This is a genomic window from Streptomyces sp. NPDC001843 (genome assembly GCF_042891955.1).
In the GTDB taxonomy this organism is placed as follows: Bacteria; Actinomycetota; Actinomycetes; order Streptomycetales; family Streptomycetaceae; genus Streptomyces.
In genome coordinates, this window is record NZ_JBIATQ010000007.1 from 1 (window position 1) to 20,617 (window position 20,617).

The window sequence follows — 20,617 nt, forward strand, 5'->3', positions numbered from 1 at the left end:
ACGCCCGGTTACATTCCGAACCCGGAAGCTAAGCCTCACAGCGCCGATGGTACTGCAGGGGGGACCCTGTGGGAGAGTAGGACACCGCCGAACAAATATTGAGAGGGTTGGTCCCTGAACTTCGGTTCGGGGACCAACCCTTTTTTGGTGTCCGTCACTTGAAGTTAACGTTCCGCAACCAGCATCCTTGTCATGGGTACTGCTGCAATGCTCAGGGCCGCCGGCGTCGGAGTCGGTGACGAGGTCGTCGTACCGGCGTTCGGAAACGTCGAGGTCGCCGAGGCCGTGACCCTGGCGGGTGCGCTTCCGGTGTTCGCCGACATAGACCCGGCGACGTACTGCCTCGATCCCTCGGCCGTCGAGGCGTCCACAACTCCCCGCACCGCGGCGGTCGTTGTCGTCCATCGCTTCGGGCGACGGGCGGACGTGGCAAGGTTGCACACGGTCGGTCAGCGACATGGGCTGCTCGTGCTGGAGCAGGCTGAGTCCGAGGCGCCGTACGACGAAGTGGCCCAGCGCAGGGAGCGGGCCGCCTACCTCGACGCCAAGCTCAGGGGCGTACGCACGCCCGACGGCGGTGACGGGCACACCTACCAGCAGTACGTGGTGCGGGTCCCCGGCAACGGCCGGCCGGACCGGGACGCCTTCGCTCGGGCCATACGGGCCAAGGGCGTTGACTGCCGGCTTCCCGTGAAGACGCCCGTGCACCGGCTGCCGGAGTTCCGGCGGTGCGTGGCCCTGCCGGAGACCGAGCGGGCCTCGGACGAGACTCTCGCGCTGCCCGTGGACGCCTCGTTGACCAAGCGGGACATGCAGCGGATCGTGTCCGCCTGCAACGCTCTCGGAGGACTGCTTCAGCCTGCCTTCTGAGCGGGCCCTGAGCAGGCGGTGAGCGAGTTTGGGAACTCAGGTCTGTCCGGGGTATGATCTATTCCGTTGCCGCGAGGGAAACCTCGCAAGCGACAGGCCCCTATAGCTCAGTCGGCAGAGCGTCTCCATGGTAAGGAGAAGGTCAACGGTTCGATTCCGTTTGGGGGCTCCACAAAAGCACTCGAAAAACCCCGCCCTCTCGGGCGGGGTTTTTTCATGCCTACTCCGGGTGAATGCCCGGAACCCGCATCGCCAGGATGGCCATGTCGTCCGATGGCGCGTCGGACGCGAAGCGCTCCACCGCGCGCATGATCCGTGCGGCCACCGCACCCGCCGTGAGACCCGTGCACGTGGTGAGGACCTCGGCGAGGCCGTCGTCACCCAGCATGCGGGTGCCCTCGCGGCGTTCCGTCACGCCGTCGGTCACGCACAGCAGCACATCACCCGGATCCAGGGTGAACGTCTGCTCGTACAGCTCCAGTTCCTCGATGACGCCGAGGAGAGGCTGGGGCTCGGCCGCCGCCTCCACCGAGCCGTCCTGGCGCAGGCGCAATGGGAGCGGGTGGCCGGCGCACACCACCTTCAGCTCCGCGCTGCCGTCCTCCCGTGGCCGCAACTCGCCGTACAGCAACGTCAGGAAGCGGCTGCGGTCGCCCTCGTCGAGGATCGCCGAGTTCAGGCGCTCCAGGACCGCGGGACCGCTCAGCCCCTCCCGCGCCAGCAGGCGCAGCGCGTGCCGGGCCAGGCCGGTGACGGCCGCCGCGTTCGGTCCCGTACCGCAGACGTCGCCGATGGCGAAGCCGTACGTGTCGTCGTCGATCGGGAAGACGTCGTAGAAGTCGCCGCCGACCTCGTTGCCCTCGCCGGCCGCGCGGTAGATGACCTCGACCTCGACGCCTTCGATGTGCGGTTGTCCCGGCGGCAGGAGGCTGCGCTGGAGGGCCTGGCTGATGGCCGTGCGCTCCGAGTACAGGCGGGCGTTGTCCAGCGCCAGGGCTGCACGGCGGGACAGGTCCTCGGCGAGTTCCAGGATCTCCTGGCGGAAGTGCTCGTCGGTGGGCTTGCCCAGCGTGAGCATGCCGATGACGCGGTTGCGGGCGACCAGCGGCAGGACGACCGTCTCACCGCCGACCGCGGAGGCCGTGGCCAGCGTCGGGCCGATACCCGAGGACATGCGGTACGCGGAACCGCCGGTCAGGCCGAGGCTGCGCATGGAACTGCGCAGCGCCGCCTGGTGGGCCACCTCGCCGGGGGCCGACCAGACACGGGCGCCCGGCGTCGGCACCGGGTCGGGCGGGGAGATCTTCGACAGCAGGGACTTGATGCCGTCGATGAGTTCCTCGTCCTCGTGCAGCACATACGACAGGTACGGATCGGAGGCCTGGTCGGCGATGGTGTAGACGGCGCACCAGGTGGCCAGCGTGGGTACCGTCATCTGCGCCATCAGGGCGAGTGTCTGGTCGCGGTCGAGAGTGCCGGCGAGCAGGTCGGAGGCCTCCACAAGGAAGCTCAGGGAACCGCGGCGCAGCCGCTCCAGCTCGCCCAGGCGGGCCGACTCGACGGCCAGGGCGATCCGGTCGGCGGCGAACTGCAGCCGCAGCGCCTCCTCGTTGGAGTATCTGCCCGGCGCCTCCGCCGCGACGCCCAGGGAGCCGGTGAGGCGGCCCTCGACCTTCAGCGGGACCGTGACGACCGAGCGCATGCCCGTGTGGTTCAGGAGGGGCACGGCGCCGGGGACCGCCGTCAGGTCGTCGTGGACGGCCGGCATGCGGGCCGAGCCGTAGCGGCCCGGGCCCGCCTCCACGGGGACGCGGGCGAAGCGCTGGCGGGCGGAGGGCAGGCCGGTGGAGGCGCGCACCTCCAGCTCCGTCTCGTCGTCGGTGGCGAGCAGCAGGAAGGCCGCGTCGCCGTCGAGCATGTCGCGGGCGCGTTCCACAGTGCGCTGCAGGAGGCCGTCGAGGTCGTCAGGCGCGGGGGAGCCGATGAACACCTCGAAGGGGTCGGTGTTCTGGCCGTCGGCGGACGGGGCGGGGTCGGAGGAGGGCAGTCGGGATGGCGTCTGCAGGACGGCGCGCTCGTGGTCCCGTACCAGCAGGCAGACCGTGGAGGGTTCGCCGCCCGTGTCGCGGACCCGGAGATGGGAGGCGTACACCGGGGTCACCCGGCCGTCGGCGCAACGGATGCCGTAACTGCCCTCCCAGCGTGAGAGCTGGAGGGCCTCGGCGATGCCGGTGCCGGTGCCCGGGGTGTGCGGCCAGGCCGCGAAGTCGGTCAGCGGCCTGCCGGTGACCTGGCCGGCGGGGTGGCCGAAGAGTTCCTCGGCGTCCTCGTTCCAGGCCGAGATGGAGCCCTTGCGGTCGATCTGGACGACCGCGACGCGGACCCGGCCGTCGGCCAGCGGGAGCAGGTCCGCGGGCAGGGGAGGGCCGGCGGTACGGGTGCCGACCGGGCGTTCGGGCAGGTCGAGCTGGAACCAGACGTTCTTGTGCGTGGGCGTGTACTCCACGCCCCAGCGGGCGGCGAGGGCCGCGCACAGCTGGAGTCCGCGGCCGCCCTCCCGGTCGGGGCTGCCCATGGTGGCGGCCGGTCCCTGGAGGGGTACCTCGCGCTCCGGATAGCGGTCGGCGACCTCGATGCGCACACCGTCCTCGGTGCGCAGGCACAGCACGTCCGCGGCGGTACCGGCGTGCACCACCGCGTTGGTCACCAGTTCACTGGTGAGGACCACCGCGTCGTCAACGATGTCGGCGAAACCCCACCCCTGGAGGGTGTCGCGGACGAAGGACCGGGCGGTCGCGACCGATCGCCCGACGGGCTCGAAGCTGGCGGCCGCGCGCGCGGTGATCACAGAACTCCTCGACCTGTTGTCGACGTGCAGGGGTGCGGGACCGTCCGGCTCGCGGCGCTGATGCGGCATCCGCGTGCCCGTCGGCCGGGGGTCCGGGGGCTGTCCCCCAGGGATCAGTCCGGTGGTCATGGTCTGCGGTCGCCCCTCCGATGCCCGCTCGTTCTCGTGCCACCGCCCAGGCCGGACGAAACCGGCGCGGCTGGACAGCCGCATGCAAGGTTACTTACCTTCGCGGTCCGTGCGGATGCCGGTCGGCGGTGATTACGCCCCCAGAGTGTGCGGACGATGTGCGAAGCTGCCGAACTGTTATGGCCTGGTTCGGCCGGGGTGAAACACTGGGCAAGCTTCTGGTGAAGGTCCGGTCAGTCTGAGTGCGTTCCGTGCACGGAGGGCAGCAGCCCCTGGTGCGGGCTGATCTCGTCTGGCAGAAATACGCATCAGTAACCGCCATGCGGTACAGAAGCACCCGAGCACAGCAGTAACGGTCGATCCCTGCGGGAGGGACACAGTGGAGTCTGGCACAGCGACGCGGAGCACGAACACGCGCGCGAAGGGCGGACCGTCCCAGGGCAGGCGGCGGAGTGGGACCACTCAGGTGGACACCGCCGCCCTGGACCGGCTGCTGGTGGCTCTCGTGGCCATGCGGGACGGGAACTTCCGCAAGCGGCTCACGGTGTCCGGGGACGGCGTGATGTCCGAGATCGCGGCCGTGTTCAACGAGGTGGCCGACCGGAACATGCACCTGACGGGGGAGCTGTCCCGGGTGCGGCGCGTGGTGGGCCGTGAGGGGAAGCTCACCGAACGGCTGGAGGCGGGGGCCTGCGAGGGCTCCTGGGCGGTCGCCATCGACGCCTCGAACGCGCTGGTGGACGACCTCGTACGGCCTGTCTCCGAGGTGAGCCGGGTACTGACGGCGGTGGCCGAGGGTGACCTGTCGCCGCGGATGGAGCTCAGGACGCAGGCGCCGGAGGGCACCGGGCATCCGCTGCGGGGCGAGTTCCTGAAGGTCGGGCGGACGGTCAACAACCTGGTCGACCAGCTGTCGACGTTCACCGACGAGGTCACGCGGGTGGCCAGTGAGGTCGGTACCGAGGGCAAGCTGGGCGGTCAGGCCCGGGTCCGCGGTATGTCGGGTTCGTGGAAGGACCTGACGGAGTCCGTCAATACGATGGCGAACCGGCTCACCGCCCAGGTGCGCGACATCGCGCTGGTGACCACGGCGGTCGCGCGCGGTGACCTGTCCCGCAAGGTCACGGTGCACGTGGCCGGCGAGATGCTGGAGCTGAAGAACACCGTCAACACGATGGTGGAGCAGTTGTCCTCCTTCTCCTCCGAGGTGACCCGGGTCGCCCGTGAGGTGGGCACCGAGGGCATCCTGGGCGGTCAGGCGCAGGTGCCCGGGGTCGCCGGCGTGTGGAAGGAGCTCACCGACTCCGTCAACACCATGGCGGGCAGCCTCACCGCCCAGGTACGGGGGATCTCCCAGGTCACCACGGCCGTGGCCAACGGTGACCTGTCGCAGAAGGTGACCGTTCCGGCGCGCGGCGAGGTGGCGCAGCTGGCCGAGACGATCAACCAGATGACCGAGATGCTGCGGATCTTCGCCGATGAGGTCACCCGGGTGGCCAACGAGGTCGGGGCCGAGGGGCAGCTCGGCGGGCAGGCGAACGTGCCGGGCGCGGCGGGCACCTGGAAGGACCTGACGGACTCCGTCAACACCGTGTTCCGGAATCTCACCACGCAGGTGAGGGACATCGCCGCCGTGACGACGGCCGTGGCCAACGGTGACCTGTCGCAGAAGGTCACCGTCGACGTGGCCGGCGAGATGCTGGAGCTGAAGAACACCGTCAACGGGATGGTCGACCAGCTGTCGGCGTTCGGTGCCGAGGTCACGCGAGTGGCCCGGGAGATCGGCGTCGAGGGCGAGCTGGGCGGCCAGGCGCAGGTGCCGGGGGCGGCGGGTACGTGGAAGGACCTGACGGACTCCGTCAACACGGCGTTCCGCAACCTCACCGGTCAGGTCCGGAACATCGCCCAGGTGACGACGGCGGTGGCCAACGGCGACCTGTCGCAGAAGGTCACCGTGGACGTCTCCGGCGAGATGCTCAAGCTGAAGAACACCGTGAACACGATGGTGGACCAGCTCTCCAGCTTCGCCGACCAGGTGACGCGGATGGCGCGGGACGTGGGCACCGAGGGCCGTCTGGGCGGTCAGGCGCGGGTGGACGGCGTCTCGGGCACGTGGAAGGAGCTCACCGACTCCGTCAACTCCATGGCCGGGAACCTCACGTCGCAGGTGCGCAACATCGCCCAGGTGACGACTGCGGTGGCCCGGGGTGACCTGTCGCAGAAGATCGACGTCGACGCGCGCGGGGAGATCCTGGAGCTGAAGAACACCATCAACACGATGGTCGACCAGCTCTCTGCCTTTGCCGACCAGGTCACCAAGGTGGCGCGGGAGGTGGGTACCGACGGGCGTCTCGGTGGTCAGGCGCAGGTGCCCGGTGTGGCGGGTGTGTGGCGTGACCTGACGGACTCGGTGAACGGCATGGCCGGCAACCTCACGGCCCAGGTGCGCAACATCGCGCAGGTCGCGACCGCGGTGGCCCGGGGTGACCTGTCGCAGAAGATCACCGTGGACGCGCGCGGGGAGATCCTAGAGCTGAAGAACACGCTGAACACGATGGTGGACCAGCTGTCGTCGTTCGCCCAGGAGGTCACGCGCGTCGCCCGCGAGGTGGGTACCGAGGGCATGCTCGGCGGCCAGGCCGAGGTGCAGGGGGTCGCGGGCACCTGGAAGGACCTCACGCAGTCCGTGAACTTCATGGCGAACAACCTGACCATCCAGGTCCGCAACATCGCCGAGGTCACGACGGCGGTCGCCAAGGGCGACCTGTCGAAGAAGATCACCGTTGACGCCAAGGGCGAGATCCTCGAGCTGGTCACGACCGTCAACACCATGGTCGACCAGCTGTCCAGCTTCGCCGAGCAGGTGACCCGGGTGGCCCGTGAGGTGGGCACGGAGGGCATCCTCGGCGGTCAGGCGCACGTACCGGGCGTCACGGGCATCTGGAAGGACCTCAGCGACAACGTCAACCTGATGGCCAACAACCTGACCATGCAGGTGCGCAACATCTCCCAGGTGTCTGCGGCGGTCGCCAACGGCGATCTGACCCGGCAGGTCACGATCGAGGCGCGCGGCGAGGTCGCGCAGCTCGCCGACACCATCAACACGATGGTCAAGACGCTCAGCTCGTTCGCCGACCAGGTCACCAAGGTGGCCCGCGAGGTGGGCACGGACGGCATCCTCGGCGGTCAGGCGCGCGTGCCGGGTGTGGCCGGCACGTGGAAGGACCTGACCGAGTCCGTGAACGGGATGGCGTCCAACCTGACCGGCCAGGTCCGCAACATCGCCATGGTCACCACCGCCATCGCCAAGGGTGACCTGACGAAGAAGATCGACATCGACGCCCGCGGCGAGATCCTCGAGCTGAAGACGACGATCAACACCATGGTCGACCAGCTGTCCAGCTTCGCCGAGGAGGTCACCCGGGTGGCCCGCGAGGTGGGTACGGAGGGCCAGCTCGGCGGCCAGGCACGCGTGCGTGACGTCGACGGCACCTGGCGGGACCTGACGGAGTCCGTGAACGAGATGGCCGGGAACCTGACCCGGCAGGTGCGCGCCATCGCGCGCGTGGCGACCGCGGTGACTCGGGGCGACCTGAACCTGAAGATCGACGTCGACGCCTCCGGCGAGATCCAGGAGCTGCAGGACTACATCAACAAGATGATCGCCAACCTGCGCGACACCACCATCGCGAACAAGGAGCAGGACTGGCTGAAGGGCAACCTGGCCCGGATCTCCGCGCTGATGCAGGGCCGCCGGGACCTCGAGGACGTGGCCTCGCTGATCATGAGCGAGCTGACGCCGGTGGTCTCCGCGCAGCACGGGGCGTTCTTCCTGGCGATGCCGTTGGTGGACGGCAAGGACATGAGCGCCGAGAGTGAAGAGGCGTACGAGCTGCGGATGCTCGGGTCGTACGGCTATTCGATGGGCTCCATGCCGACGTCGTTCCGGCCGGGCGAGGCGCTCATCGGTACGGCGGCGGAGGAGAAGCGCACGATCCTCGTGGAGAACGCGCCCAGCGGCTACCTGAAGATCTCCTCCGGTCTCGGCGAGGCGCCGCCCGCCCAGGTGATCGTGCTCCCGGTGCTGTTCGAGGGCAAGGTGCTCGGCATCATCGAGCTGGCGTCCTTCACGCCGTTCACGCAGATCCAGAAGGACTTCCTCAACCAGATCGCCGAGATGATCGCGACCAGCGTCAACACCATCTCCGTCAACACCAAGACGGAGGTGCTGCTGCGGCAGTCGCAGGAGCTGACCGAGCAACTCCGGCTGCGGTCGGAGGAGCTGGAACAGCGTCAGAAGGCGCTGCAGGCCTCCAACGCCGAACTCGAGGAGAAGGCCGAACTGCTGGCCCAGCAGAACCGCGACATCGAGGTGAAGAACACCGAGATCGAGGAGGCGCGACAGGTCCTCGAGGAGCGCGCCGAGCAGCTCGCGGTGTCCATGCGCTACAAGAGCGAGTTCCTGGCCAACATGTCGCACGAGCTGCGTACGCCGCTGAACTCGCTGCTGATCCTGGCCAAGCTGCTCGCCGACAACGCCGAAGGCAACCTCTCCCCGAAGCAGGTGGAGTTCGCCGAGACCATCCACGGGGCCGGTTCCGACCTGCTCCAGCTGATCAACGACATCCTCGACCTGTCGAAGGTCGAGGCGGGCAAGATGGACGTCTCCCCGACGCGTATCGCGCTGGTCCAGCTCGTGGACTACGTGGAGGCCACCTTCCGGCCGCTGACCGCAGAGAAGGGCCTCGACCTGTCCGTGCGGGTCTCGCCGGAGCTGCCCGCCACCCTGCACACCGACGAGCAGCGGCTGCTCCAGGTGCTGCGGAACCTGCTGTCCAACGCGGTGAAGTTCACCGACTCCGGTTCGGTCGAGCTGGTGATCCGGCCGGCCGGCACGGACGTGCCGTTGGGCATCCGGGAGCAGTTGCTGGAGGCCGGGTCGCTGACCGACCCCGCCGGGCCGCTGATCGCGTTCTCCGTGACCGACACCGGCATCGGCATCGCGGCCAGCAAGATGCGGGTGATCTTCGAGGCGTTCAAGCAGGCGGACGGCACGACCAGCCGCAAGTACGGCGGTACGGGCCTCGGGCTGTCGATCTCGCGGGAGATCGCGCAGCTGCTCGGCGGTGAGATCCACGCACAGAGCGAACCGGGACGCGGGTCGACGTTCACGCTGTATCTGCCGCTGCACCCGAGCGAACTGCCGCCGCAGGGCTACCAGCAGTCCCTGCCCGCGCTGGAGGCGGGCGACCTGGTCGCCTCCCAGGCCCACTCCCTGGAGCTGTCCGCGGTGGAGGTCGAGACGCCGGCCGAGGTGAAGTCGTACCAGGAGACCCAGAACGGTGCCGCCGCGCTCTTCCGGCGCCGTCGCCGGGGCGCTCCGGCGACCGAGCAGCGCACCGAGCACTGGCCCGTCGCCGAGCAGCAGGAGGCCTCGCAGCCGGTGCACCGGCCGGTACGGTTCGGCGGTGAGAAGGTGCTGATCGTCGACGACGACATCCGGAACGTGTTCGCGCTCACCAGCGTCCTGGAGCAGCACGGGCTGTCCGTGCTGTACGCCGAGAACGGGCGGGAGGGCATCGAGGTCCTGGAGCAGCACGACGACGTGGCCGTGGTGCTCATGGACATCATGATGCCCGAGATGGACGGGTACGCGACCACCACGGCGATCCGGCGGATGCCCCAGTTCGCCGGGCTCCCGATCGTCGCGCTGACCGCCAAGGCGATGAAGGGCGACCGTGAGAAGGCGATCGAGTCGGGCGCGTCCGACTACGTGACGAAGCCGGTCGACCCCGACCACCTGCTGGCCGTGATGGAGCAGTGGATGCGCACGGAATGAGCGAGGAGCCGTCGCCGGATGGCCGAGACGGCGCGGTTCGGGTGAAAGTCGGGTGAAGGTGTCGGCAACCTTCGACGTAGATCGGGAGTTGGTGCCGCAGGGTGGCCACAAGGGTGTGGAAGTGCGGGAATCGGGGAACCTTCTGGTCTCCCGCCGCGTTTCTGCTACGTGCACAGTGACATCGCGGTGACAGGGTGTGGCGACAGGCGGGGTGCGGCTACCATGACCGGCACAAGGACGGGCGGCGAAAGGGAGTCGTCCCCTGGGGCGGCGCCCGGTGTACCGCCGGGGCGAGGAGGGCGGGCCATGGCGCAGAAGGCCAAGATCCTCCTGGTCGATGACCGGCCGGAGAATCTGCTGGCGCTGGAGGCCATCCTCTCTGCGCTCGATCAGACGCTGGTGCGGGCATCGTCCGGGGAGGAAGCGCTCAAAGCACTGCTCACGGACGATTTCGCGGTCATTCTGCTGGACGTCCAGATGCCAGGAATGGACGGTTTCGAAACCGCGGCGCACATCAAGCGGCGAGAGCGGACCCGGGACATCCCGATCATCTTCCTCACCGCCATCAACCACGGCCCGCACCACACCTTCCGGGGGTACGCGGCCGGCGCGGTGGACTACATCTCCAAGCCGTTCGATCCCTGGGTGCTGCGCGCGAAGGTCTCCGTTTTCGTCGAGCTGTACATGAAGAACTGCCAGCTCCGGGAGCAGGCGGCGCTGCTGCGGCTCCAGTTGGAGGGCGGCAACGGCAAGGGCGCCGTCGGCGGCGGCAAGGAGTCGGCCGGGCTCCTCGCCGAACTCTCCGCCCGGCTTGCGGCCGTCGAGGAGCAGGCCGAGGCCCTGTCCAAGCAGCTCGACGACGATTCGGCGGACGCGGCCGCGGTCGCCACCGCGGCGCATCTCGAACGGAAACTGACGGGGTTGCGCCGCGCACTCGACGCTCTCGAGCCGGGCACGGGCGGCGGCAGCGCCTCCATGCCGTCGCAGAACTGACCCTTGCGGCGGACGCGGTACCGGTGAGCGAGCGTCAGTTCCAGGTTGACCCGAGGACGACACGAACGGGTGAAGCTGTGGGCACACGTGTCCGCTGTCGTCTCCCCCGGTAATCTCACATCCATGGCCTCACGTCCCTCCGCAGCCAAGAAGCAGCCCGCCAGGAAGGCGGCTGTTCCGGCGAAGGCACCGGCGAAGAAGGCCGCCGCGAAGAAGGCCCCGGCCAAGAAGGCGCCCGCCAGGAAGGCCGCGGCTAAGAAGGCCGTGCCCGCGCCGAAGCCGGCCCCCAGCCCCACCGGGGGCGTCTACCGGCTGGTGCGCGCCCTCTGGCTCGGCCTGGCGCACGCCGTCGGCGCCGTCTTCCGCGGCATAGGGCAGGGCGCCAGGAACCTCGATCCGGCCCACCGCAAGGACGGCGTCGCGCTGCTGCTGCTCGCCATGGCGCTGATCGTCGCCGCCGGTACCTGGGCCGATCTGCGCGGCCCCGTCGGGGACCTCGTGGAGATCCTGGTGACCGGCGCCTTCGGCCGGCTCGACCTGCTGGTGCCGATACTGCTGGCGGTCATCGCCGTGCGGTTCATCCGGCACCCGGAGCAGCCGGAGGCCAACGGACGGATCGTCATCGGCTTGTCCGCGCTCGTCATCGGCGTGCTGGGTCAGGTCCACATCGCCTGCGGCTCTCCCGCGCGCAGCGCCGGCATGCAGGCCATACGGGACGCCGGCGGCCTCATCGGCTGGGGCGCGGCGACCCCGCTGACGTATGCCATGACCGATGTCCTGGCTGTTCCGCTGCTCGTGCTGCTCACGGTCTTCGGGCTGCTCGTCGTCACCGCCACCCCGGTCAACGCCATCCCGCAGCGGCTGCGCGCGCTCGGCGTACGCCTGGGCCTGCTGTCCGATCCGGCCGACGGCGAGTTCGACGAGTTCGACGAGTACACCGGCGACGACCAGCGGTACGACGACCAGTGGCGCGAGGCGCTGCCTGCGCGCCCCCGCGGGCGCCGGAGCGCCCCTCAGGGATACGACCCCGAAAGCGCCGAGCAGGAGGCCATCGCCAAGCGCCGGAGCCGCCCCAGGCGTTCCGCCGTGCCGCAGCCCGCCATGGACCGGCAGCTGGACGCCGTGGACATCGCGGCCGCCGCCGCGGCCGACCTCGACGGCGCCGTCCTGCACGGCATGCCGCCCTCCCGGATCGTCGCCGACCTCACCCAGGGCGTCAGCGTGGGCGACCGGGAGGGCGCGACGCCCACGCCCGTACCCGCCCCCACGCCGCCCTCGGAACCGGCCACGGCGCCCGTCCCGGGCCCCGCCGCACGCCCCAGGCAGGACAAGCGCGCCGACGGCGCGGTCCCCGACCTCACCAAGGCGGCCCCCGAGCAGCCCCGCGACCTGCCGGCGCGCGCCGAGCAGCTCCAGCTCTCCGGCGACATCACCTACGCGCTGCCGTCCCTCGACCTGCTCACCCGCGGCGGCCCCGGCAAGGCGCGCAGCGCCGCCAACGACGCGATCGTCGCCTCGCTCACCACCGTCTTCACCGAGTTCAAGGTCGACGCGGCCGTCACCGGCTTCACCCGCGGCCCCACGGTCACCCGCTACGAGGTGGAGCTCGGCCCCGCTGTGAAGGTCGAGCGGATCACCGCGCTGACGAAGAACATCGCGTACGCGGTCGCGAGCCCCGACGTGCGGATCATCAGCCCTATCCCCGGCAAGTCCGCGGTCGGCATCGAGATCCCCAACACCGACCGCGAGATGGTCAACCTCGGCGACGTGCTGCGGCTGGCGGAGTCCGCGGAGGACGACGACCCGATGCTGGTCGCCTTCGGCAAGGACGTCGAGGGCGGCTATGTGATGCACTCCCTGGCGAAGATGCCGCACATGCTGGTCGCCGGTGCCACCGGCTCCGGCAAGTCGTCCTGCATCAACTGCCTGATCACCTCGATCATGATGCGAGCGACCCCGGAGGACGTCCGGATGATCCTCGTCGACCCCAAACGCGTCGAGCTGACCGCCTACGAGGGCATCCCGCACCTGATCACGCCGATCATCACCAACCCCAAGCGGGCCGCCGAGGCTCTGCAGTGGGTCGTACGCGAGATGGACCTGCGCTACGACGACCTGGCGGCTTACGGCTACCGGCACATCGACGACTTCAACCGCGCGGTGCGCGAGGGGAAGGCCAAGCCGCCGGAGGGCAGCGAGCGGGAGCTTCAGCCGTACCCGTACCTGCTGGTGATCGTCGACGAGCTGGCCGACCTGATGATGGTCGCGCCGCGCGACGTCGAGGACGCGATCGTGCGGATCACGCAGCTCGCGCGCGCCGCCGGCATCCATCTGGTGCTCGCCACGCAGCGCCCGTCGGTCGACGTCGTCACAGGTCTCATCAAGGCGAACGTGCCTTCGCGGCTCGCCTTCGCCACCTCCTCGCTCGCCGACTCACGGGTCATCCTCGACCAGCCGGGTGCCGAGAAGCTGATCGGCAAGGGCGACGGCCTGTTCCTGCCCATGGGGGCGAACAAGCCGACCCGTATGCAGGGCGCCTTCGTCACCGAGGCCGAGGTCGCCGCCGTCGTACAGCACTGCAAGGACCAGATGGCGCCCGTCTTCCGGGACGACGTCACGGTGGGCACCAAACAGAAGAAGGAGATCGACGAGGACATCGGCGACGATCTCGACCTGCTGTGCCAGGCGGCCGAACTGGTCGTCTCCACGCAGTTCGGCTCGACCTCCATGCTCCAGCGCAAGCTGCGCGTCGGCTTCGCCAAGGCCGGCCGGCTGATGGACCTCATGGAGTCCAGGAACATCGTCGGGCCGAGCGAGGGTTCCAAGGCGCGTGACGTTCTGGTGAAACCCGATGAGCTGGACGGTGTGCTCGCGGTGATACGCGGCGAGTCTGAGGGGTAGGGATTCCTCCTACAAAGGAACGCGGGCTGTCCGGCGGCCGGGAAAGTGACCGGACGGCTGCACCGCCGTGATCCAGCCGTTAGAGACCGGCGGGCAACCGTTTCCCTTTGTCGCACGTCAAGTTGAGCGAGAGGACAGGTGGGGGCTCCAGACTGGGGTCCGCGTCTGGCCCGTCATCGGTATGTCGGGCCATACCGATGGCGTAAAAGGCCCTACTGCCCGGTTGCCCCACCCTTTCTGACCCGCCCTAGACTGAATCTCCAGCACAGGTGGCTAAACGCTCGAAAGGCGCCCCCGTGTCCATCGGCAACTCCCCTGAAGACGAGCGTCCGTTCTCCGACGTCTCCGAGGAAGCCCACACCTCCATCGGCCGCGCACTGCGGCAGGCGCGCGTCGCCGCCGGGCTCAGCGTCGACGACGTCAGCAGCGCCACCAGGGTCCGCATCGCCATCGTGCACGCCATCGAGGCGGACGACTTCACCCCCTGCGGCGGCGACGTGTACGCGCGCGGGCACATCCGTACCCTGGCCAGGGCCGTTCGCCTCGATCCCGCACCGCTGCTGGCCCGGTTCGACGCCGAGCACGGCGGGCGCCCCGCCCCGACCCCGGCCGCCCCGCTGTTCGAGGCGGAACGTATCCGCCCCGAGCGGCGCGGACCGAACTGGACCGCGGCCATGGTCGCCGCGATCGTCGTGGTGATCGGCTTCGTCGGGTTCACGGCGTTCAGGGGCGGCGACTCCAACGACGCCAAGGACCAGGTCGCCGACGGCGCCACGCCTGCCCCCAGCAAGGCAGAATCGCCCACGCCCAAGAAGGACACTCACGCCGGCCAGAAGCCAGAGCCGTCCGACAGCGCGATCGCGGCGGCCCCCCAGGACAAGGTGACCGTCCAGGTCAGCGCCGTGGACGGACGCAGCTGGATCTCGGCCAAGGACCACAACGGCCGCATGCTCTTCGACGGGCTCCTGAAGAAGGGCGAGTCCAAGACCTTCCAGGACAGCTCCAAGGTCAACCTCATTCTGGGTGACGCCGGCGCCATCCAGCTCTACGTCAACGGCAAGAAGATCGAGGACGACTTCCAGCCCGGCGCGGTGGAGCGGCTTACGTACACCAAGGGCGACCCCGAGGTCGGGTAGTCACCGACAGGGCGCGAACGGCCCGAAGAGGAGTCTGAGCACGGGGTTGGCCGGGATCGGCCAACCCCGTCGACGTGGGGTGTCAGCGGGACGAAGTACTCTTGAGCCCATGCCTGAACGCCGTACCGTCGCACTAGTCACTCTCGGCTGCGCCCGTAACGAGGTGGACTCGGAGGAGCTCGCAGGCCGTTTGGAGGCGGACGGCTGGCAGCTCGTCGAGGACGCCGCGGACGCCGATGTCGCCGTGGTCAACACCTGTGGCTTCGTCGAGGCCGCCAAGAAGGACTCCGTCGACGCCCTCCTGGAGGCCAACGACCTCAAGGACCACGGCAGAACCCAGGCCGTCGTGGCGGTGGGCTGCATGGCCGAGCGGTACGGCAAGGAGCTCGCCGAGGCCCTCCCCGAGGCCGACGGCGTACTCGGCTTCGACGACTACGCGGACATCTCCGGCCGCCTGCAGACCATTCTGTCCGGCGGCATCCACGCCGCCCACACCCCGCGCGACCGCCGCAAGCTGCTGCCGATCAGCCCGGCCGAGCGGCAGTCGGCGACCGACGTGGCCCTGCCCGGGCACGGCGCCCCCGCCGACCTGCCGGAGGGCCTGGCCCCTCAGTCGGGCCCCCGCGCGCCCCTGCGCCGCCGTCTGGACGGCTCCCCGGTCGCCTCGGTGAAGCTCGCCTCCGGCTGCGACCGGCGCTGCTCCTTCTGCGCCATCCCGTCCTTCCGCGGCTCCTTCGTCTCCCGGCGTCCGAGCGACGTGCTGAACGAGACACGGTGGCTGGCCGAGCAGGGCGTCAAGGAGATCATGCTGGTCTCCGAGAACAACACCTCCTACGGCAAGGACCTGGGCGACATCCGCCTGCTGGAGTCTCTCCTGCCCGAGCTGGCGGACGTCGACGGAATCGAACGGGTGCGCGTCAGCTACCTGCAGCCGGCCGAGATGCGCCCGGGCCTGATCGACGTGCTGACCTCCACACCCAAGGTCGCCCCCTACTTCGACCTGTCCTTCCAGCACTCCGCGCCCGCCGTACTGCGCGCGATGCGGCGCTTCGGTGACACCGACCGCTTCCTGGAGCTGCTCGACACCATCCGCAGCAAGGCCCCCGAGGCCGGTGTGCGCTCGAACTTCATCGTGGGCTTCCCCGGAGAGTCCGAGGCGGACCTGGCCGAGCTGGAGCGGTTCCTGAACGGCGCGCGGCTGGACGCCATCGGCGTCTTCGGCTACTCCGACGAGGAGGGCACGGAGGCGGCCGGCTACGAGCACAAGCTCGACGAGGACGTCGTCGTCGAGCGGCTGGCGCACATCTCCCGGCTGGCCGAGGAACTGGTCTCGCAGCGGGCCGAGGAGCGCGTCGGCGAGACGGTGCGGGTCCTCGTGGAGTCCGTGGACGAGGAGGAGGGCGTGTACGGGCGTGCGGCACACCAGGCTCCGGAGACGGACGGCCAGGTGCTGCTCACGACCGGCGCGGGTCTGACGGTCGGCCGTATGGTCGAGGCGAAGGTGGTCGGTACGGAAGGTGTCGACCTGGTGGCCGAGCCGCTGGACGGCTCGCTCGCGTGTACCGAGGAGGCGGGGAGATGACCGGAGTCCCGGCGTCCGCCGCGGGCGGCTCCTCCGGCGCGCAGGGCGCCGCGGGCTCCGCCGGCACTCCCGGTGCGGCGGCCGGCCCGGGCTCCGGTACGGCCGCTTCCGGCAGCGCCGGCGGTGCGCAGGGCGGGGCCAAGTCGGCCCGGGGCGGGAAGCTGGCGGCCGCGGCCGTCAACCAGGCGAGCGTCTGGAACGTCGCCAATCTGCTGACGATGCTCCGGTTGCTGCTGGTGCCCGGCTTCGTGGCCCTGATGCTGGCCGACGGGGGGTACGACCCCGCTTGGCGCTCGCTGGCCTGGGCGGCCTTCGCCATCGCCATGATCACCGACCTGTTCGACGGTCACCTGGCGCGCACGTACAACCTCGTCACCGACTTCGGGAAGATCGCCGACCCCATCGCCGACAAGGCCATCATGGGGGCGGCGCTGATCTGTCTCTCGGGGCTGGGTGATCTGCCGTGGTGGGTGACGGCGGTCATCCTCGGCCGGGAACTCGGGATCACGCTGCTGCGTTTTCTGGTCATACGCTACGGCGTCATTCCGGCGAGCCGGGGCGGCAAGCTGAAGACCCTCACCCAGGGCGTGGCCGTGGGCATGTACGTGCTGGCGCTGACGGGGTGGCTGGCGACCATGAGGTTCTGGGTGATGGCCGTGGCGGTCGTTCTGACCGTTGTGACCGGTCTCGATTATGTGAGACAGGCCATTGTGCTGCGTCGGCGGGGAATCGCCGAGCGACGGGCGGCGTTGGAGGAGTCGGAAGCGTGAGTTCCCCGGCCCCTGAAGTGGTGCGACTACTGACGGTGAAGGGCGAGACGGTCGCCGTCGCCGAGTCGCTCACCGGTGGCCTGGTCGCGGCGGAGATCACGACCGTCCCCGGGGCGTCCAAGGTGTTCCGCGGTTCGATCACCGCCTACGCGACCGATCTGAAGCACCGGCTGCTGGGTGTCGACGCCACTCTGCTGGCCCAGCGAGGGGCAGTGGACGCGCAGGTCGCGGCCCAGATGGCGGCCGGAGTACGGAAGGCCCTGGGCGCCGACTGGGGGCTGGCGACGACCGGAGTCGCCGGCCCGGACCCGCAGGACGGGCAGCCCGTCGGTACGGTCTTCGTGGCCGTGGAGGGTCCGTTCGGCACCGGTTCCGGTTCTGCCGGTGGCGGAAAAGTCGCGGCTCTGAGGTTGAACGGCAACCGTGCGGAAATCCGTATGGAGAGTGTACGGAGCGTACTCGCACTGCTCCTGGAGCGGCTTGCGAGCGAACACAGTGGGAATGAGCGGGCACAGGATACGGAACGGAACGGGGGGTTTTGATGTTTGCAGCCCTGAGTGAACACGACATCGCTCCCCGCACGGCCGCGGCGCGAGGCGGTACGGTGGGGCGAGAAGGATGCGGCTACGCGGTCCGAGGAGGGAGCCACCGATGATTCTGCTCCGTCGCCTGCTGGGTGACGTGCTGCGTCGGCAGCGCCAGCGCCAGGGCCGTACTCTGCGCGAAGTCTCCTCGTCCGCCCGAGTCTCGCTCGGCTATCTCTCCGAGGTGGAGCGGGGGCAGAAGGAGGCTTCCTCCGAACTGCTCTCCGCCATCTGCGACGCGCTGGACGTACGGATGTCCGAGCTCATGCGGGAAGTGAGCGACGAGCTCGCCCTCGCCGAGCTTGCCCGGTCTGCCGCGGCCACCGAGCCCGTGCCCACGCCGGTTCGTCCGATGCTGGGTTCCGTGTCGGTGACCGGTGTGCCACCGGAACGGGTGACGATCAAGGCGCCCGCCGAGGCGGTGGATGTCGTCGCCGCCTGACGCGACACGTGCGAGGCCCCGGCCGGGGCTGTCTCCGGGCTGACCCGGAGGGCCCGGCCGGGGTCTTCGTGCGCCTGACTCCGTTTGCCGGTACCCGCCGACGCGGTCATCGTGGAGAGACGTGACGGGGGCGAGGCATCGGAGGGTGCGCATGTCCGTCGTGAAGAGCCCGCTGTCCGACGCGGACCTGAAGACCGTGGCGGAGGCGTTGCAGGGCGCACTCGTGGACCTGGTGGACCTGGCGCTGGTCGCCAAGCAGATCCACTGGAACATCGTCGGTCCCCGGTTCCGTTCCGTCCATCTGCAGCTCGACGAGGTCGTCGACTCGGCGCGGACCCACTCCGACACCGTGGCGGAACGGGCGTCGACGCTGGGCGTCCCGCCCGACGGGCGCGCGGCGACCGTGGCCGCCGGCAGCGGCATCGAGGCGGCGCCCTCGGGCTGGGTCAAGGACGCGGACGCGGTGCGGACGCTCGTGGACGCGCTCGGCGCGGTGATCACGCGCATGCGGGGCCGGGTGGCGGCGACCGGGGACCCGGATCCGGTGTCCCAGGACATCTTCATCGTCATCACCGCGGACCTCGAGAAACACCACTGGATGTTCCAGGCCGAGAACGCGTAGCGGTCACCCCGACGGAGGCGGCCATGGTGGGGTGGACAATGCGCCGGGGGTTCGTCCTGGGGGCCGGGGCGGTGTGGTGGTGGGCCGTGGTGCGGCTCGCCCTGGGCGGCGGTGGCGTGGTCGAGGGGGCGATCGCCACCGGGGGATGGGGGCTGAGTCTGCTGCCGGTGCACTGCGTGCCGAAGCGGCGGGCGGCCGCAGGCGTGGGGGGCGGTCGGCGGGTGGCCGTCCGGCGCGTGGGACACCTCACCAGGGCATCGCGACGCCGCCGTTCGGACGCAGGATCTGGCCCGTCGTGAAGGACGAGGCGTCGGACGCCAGGTGCAGCACGGCGTGGGCGATGTCATCGGCCTCGCCGACCCGGCCGAGCGGGGACATCCGGGCCATCAGGGCCTCGGTGCGCGCCTGTGCCTCGTGGTCGTGGCGGTCCGTCATGGGCGTGCGGATCCAGCCCGGGGCGACCGCGTTGACGCGGATGCCGTGCCGGCCGATCTCGGACGCCAGCGTCTTGGTCAGCTGGACCACGGCCGCCTTCGCCACGCCGTAGCAGAGCAACCCCGGCCCGCCGGTGTCGATCGCGCCCGAGGCCATGGTGATGATGCTGCCCCGGATGCGCCGGGCGAGCATCAGCCGGGCCGCCTCCTGGCAGGCGTAGAGCACACCCTTGAAGTTGACGTCCAGCACCCGGTCGAGGTCCTCGTCCCGGGTCTCGAGGACCGGGCTGCTGTGCATGACGCCGGCGATGGCCGCCATCACGTCCAGCCGCTCGCAGGAGCGGACCGCCTCCCCGAGCCGGGCGCGATCGGTGACGTCGACGACGTGGGTGCGAGCGGTCCCACCGCGGTCCTTGGCCAGGGCCGCCGTCTCGTGCAGGCCCTGCGCGTCCCGGTCGGCGCAGTGCACCGTCGCCCCCGCCTCGGCGAGCAGGACGGCCGAGGCCCGGCCGATGCCACTGGCGGCGCCGGTGACGAATGCGGTACGTCCGGTGAGGTCGTACGCCTTGATGGGCATGCGTCGACGGTACGAGCGTTTCTGACGGGTCGTCAATCGGCTGTGCGGCGATAGCGGTCCCGCCACTTCTGCGGCGCTCCGGGCGCGGGGGCCGGGCCCCGCTGGCAGGTGGGGCACCAGTAGGTGGGGCGTTCCTGGGAGCCGTCGCCCTGGTCGGCCACACGGACCGGTGTGCGGCAGCGCAGACAGGGACGGGGGGCTCGGCCGTACACGAACAGGTCGTACCGGCGGAGGTCCGTGGTCTGCCGGACCGGACGGTCGCGGTTCGTCTCAAGGAGCTTCTTGGCGAGGACGGGCAGCCGGGCCGCACGGTCCTCGGGGAGCGCCCCGACGGGCAGCCACGGGGTGACGCCCAGCAGAAAGCAGAGCTCGCTCTTGTAGACGTTGCCGATGCCGGCGAGATTGCGCTGGTCGAGCAGGGCCTCGCCCAGCGGCCGGGCGGGGTCGGTGAGCAGGTTGGCCAGGGCGCGTTCGCCGTCCCAGTCCGGGCCGAGCAGATCGGGGCCGAGGTGGCCGACGACGCGCTCCTCCTCCGAGGTGCGCAGGAACTCCAGGACCGGGAGACGGTAGCCGACTGCCGCGTGATCGGCGGTGCCCAGGACGGCCCGGATCTGGTGCGCGGGGCCGCCCCGCCAGCGCTCGTCCGTGCCGTACACCTTCCAGGCGCCCTCCATGCGCAGGTGCGTGTGGAGCGTCAGGCCGCCCTCGATCCGGGTGAGCAGATGCTTGCCTCGCGGGACGGTGCTCAGGACGGTCCGGCCGACGAGATCGACCGTGGCGTACTTCGGCACCCGGAAGTCGCTGCGGGTCAGCACCTTGCCCGCCAGCGCGCCGTGCAGCCGCTTCGCGGCCTGCCAGACCGTGTCACCTTCGGGCATGCGTCAAGGGTG

The 20,617-nt window shown here is 70.1% G+C and carries 13 protein-coding genes, 1 tRNA gene and 1 rRNA gene; 12 read left to right on the top strand and 3 right to left on the bottom strand.

Annotated features, from left to right (window positions below; all coding sequences use genetic code 11):
• From rrf to ACFYZQ_RS18740, 3 genes are all read left to right on the top strand, one after another.
• Positions 1-93 (top strand): 5S ribosomal RNA (gene rrf / locus ACFYZQ_RS18730); the annotation flags it as partial.
• A 114-nt stretch (positions 94-207) separates the two neighbouring features.
• Entirely contained in the window at positions 208-870 is a 663-nt protein-coding gene (locus tag ACFYZQ_RS18735) for a DegT/DnrJ/EryC1/StrS family aminotransferase (RefSeq protein WP_389149454.1), read from the top strand.
• A 96-nt stretch (positions 871-966) separates the two neighbouring features.
• Positions 967-1,042 (top strand) — tRNA-Thr (locus ACFYZQ_RS18740).
• 48 nt (positions 1,043-1,090) lie between these two features.
• On the opposite strand, the gene ACFYZQ_RS18745 is transcribed toward ACFYZQ_RS18740, so the two are convergent.
• A complete protein-coding gene (locus tag ACFYZQ_RS18745; RefSeq protein WP_389148512.1) occupies positions 1,091-3,847 on the bottom strand; it encodes a SpoIIE family protein phosphatase in 2,757 nt (918 codons plus the stop codon).
• Positions 3,848-4,226: 379 nt separating this feature from the next.
• Between ACFYZQ_RS18745 and ACFYZQ_RS18750 the strand changes: the two genes are divergently transcribed.
• The 9 genes from ACFYZQ_RS18750 to ACFYZQ_RS18790 all read left to right on the top strand — a co-directional run bounded on the left by ACFYZQ_RS18750 (position 4,227) and on the right by ACFYZQ_RS18790 (position 18,716).
• A complete protein-coding gene (locus ACFYZQ_RS18750) occupies positions 4,227-9,686 on the top strand; it encodes a HAMP domain-containing protein (protein ID WP_389148515.1) in 5,460 nt (1,819 codons plus the stop codon).
• A gap of 306 nt (positions 9,687-9,992) precedes the next feature.
• Positions 9,993-10,679: a two-component system response regulator gene (locus ACFYZQ_RS18755; RefSeq protein ID WP_389148518.1), complete on the top strand. Its 687-nt coding sequence runs from the start codon at positions 9,993-9,995 to the stop codon at positions 10,677-10,679.
• Positions 10,680-10,802: 123 nt separating this feature from the next.
• Positions 10,803-13,580: a DNA translocase FtsK gene (locus ACFYZQ_RS18760; RefSeq protein WP_389148521.1), complete on the top strand. Its 2,778-nt coding sequence runs from the start codon at positions 10,803-10,805 to the stop codon at positions 13,578-13,580.
• Between the two features lie 296 nt (positions 13,581-13,876).
• Positions 13,877-14,716, top strand: coding sequence for a helix-turn-helix domain-containing protein (locus tag ACFYZQ_RS18765; RefSeq protein ID WP_389148524.1), 840 nt, complete (start codon positions 13,877-13,879; stop codon positions 14,714-14,716).
• 109 nt (positions 14,717-14,825) lie between these two features.
• Positions 14,826-16,298 (top strand): 30S ribosomal protein S12 methylthiotransferase RimO, encoded by a 1,473-nt coding sequence (gene rimO, locus ACFYZQ_RS18770; RefSeq protein ID WP_389148527.1) that lies wholly within the window; start codon positions 14,826-14,828, stop codon positions 16,296-16,298.
• Complete coding sequence (pgsA, locus tag ACFYZQ_RS18775) at positions 16,295-17,068, top strand: CDP-diacylglycerol--glycerol-3-phosphate 3-phosphatidyltransferase (RefSeq protein WP_389148530.1); 774 nt, start codon at positions 16,295-16,297, stop codon at positions 17,066-17,068. The genes rimO and pgsA overlap by 4 nt, the downstream gene beginning before the upstream one ends.
• The gene (locus ACFYZQ_RS18780; RefSeq protein ID WP_389148532.1) at positions 17,065-17,610 is read left to right on the top strand and encodes a CinA family protein; all 546 of its coding nucleotides are present in this window, start codon (positions 17,065-17,067) and stop codon (positions 17,608-17,610) included. The genes pgsA and ACFYZQ_RS18780 overlap by 4 nt, the downstream gene beginning before the upstream one ends.
• Positions 17,611-17,719: 109 nt before the next feature.
• Positions 17,720-18,094 (top strand): helix-turn-helix transcriptional regulator, encoded by a 375-nt coding sequence (locus ACFYZQ_RS18785; RefSeq protein ID WP_361454779.1) that lies wholly within the window; start codon positions 17,720-17,722, stop codon positions 18,092-18,094.
• A 151-nt stretch (positions 18,095-18,245) separates the two neighbouring features.
• Positions 18,246-18,716: a Dps family protein gene (locus ACFYZQ_RS18790; RefSeq protein ID WP_389148535.1), complete on the top strand. Its 471-nt coding sequence runs from the start codon at positions 18,246-18,248 to the stop codon at positions 18,714-18,716.
• 246 nt (positions 18,717-18,962) lie between these two features.
• Here ACFYZQ_RS18790 and ACFYZQ_RS18795 read toward each other — a convergent pair whose 3' ends face one another.
• Both ACFYZQ_RS18795 and ACFYZQ_RS18800 read right to left on the bottom strand, forming a co-directional pair.
• A complete protein-coding gene (locus tag ACFYZQ_RS18795) occupies positions 18,963-19,727 on the bottom strand; it encodes an SDR family NAD(P)-dependent oxidoreductase (protein WP_389148538.1) in 765 nt (254 codons plus the stop codon).
• A gap of 32 nt (positions 19,728-19,759) precedes the next feature.
• A complete protein-coding gene (locus ACFYZQ_RS18800; RefSeq protein ID WP_389148540.1) occupies positions 19,760-20,605 on the bottom strand; it encodes a DNA-formamidopyrimidine glycosylase family protein in 846 nt (281 codons plus the stop codon).
• Positions 20,606-20,617: the final 12 nt, after the last annotated feature.

Excerpts from the sequence above, each read along its gene's own strand:
- ACFYZQ_RS18735 (WP_389149454.1), top strand. The coding sequence starts at position 208 with ATGCTCAGGGCCGCCGGCGTCGGAGTCGGTGACGAGGTCGTCGTACCG.
- ACFYZQ_RS18745 (WP_389148512.1), bottom strand. The coding sequence starts at position 3,847 with ATGACCACCGGACTGATCCCTGGGGGACAGCCCCCGGACCCCCGGCCG.
- ACFYZQ_RS18755 (WP_389148518.1), top strand. The coding sequence starts at position 9,993 with ATGGCGCAGAAGGCCAAGATCCTCCTGGTCGATGACCGGCCGGAGAAT.
- ACFYZQ_RS18760 (WP_389148521.1), top strand. The coding sequence starts at position 10,803 with ATGGCCTCACGTCCCTCCGCAGCCAAGAAGCAGCCCGCCAGGAAGGCG.
- rimO (WP_389148527.1), top strand. The coding sequence starts at position 14,826 with ATGCCTGAACGCCGTACCGTCGCACTAGTCACTCTCGGCTGCGCCCGT.
- pgsA (WP_389148530.1), top strand. The coding sequence starts at position 16,295 with ATGACCGGAGTCCCGGCGTCCGCCGCGGGCGGCTCCTCCGGCGCGCAG.
- ACFYZQ_RS18785 (WP_361454779.1), top strand. The coding sequence starts at position 17,720 with ATGATTCTGCTCCGTCGCCTGCTGGGTGACGTGCTGCGTCGGCAGCGC.
- ACFYZQ_RS18790 (WP_389148535.1), top strand. The coding sequence starts at position 18,246 with ATGTCCGTCGTGAAGAGCCCGCTGTCCGACGCGGACCTGAAGACCGTG.
- ACFYZQ_RS18795 (WP_389148538.1), bottom strand. The coding sequence starts at position 19,727 with ATGCCCATCAAGGCGTACGACCTCACCGGACGTACCGCATTCGTCACC.
- ACFYZQ_RS18800 (WP_389148540.1), bottom strand. The coding sequence starts at position 20,605 with ATGCCCGAAGGTGACACGGTCTGGCAGGCCGCGAAGCGGCTGCACGGC.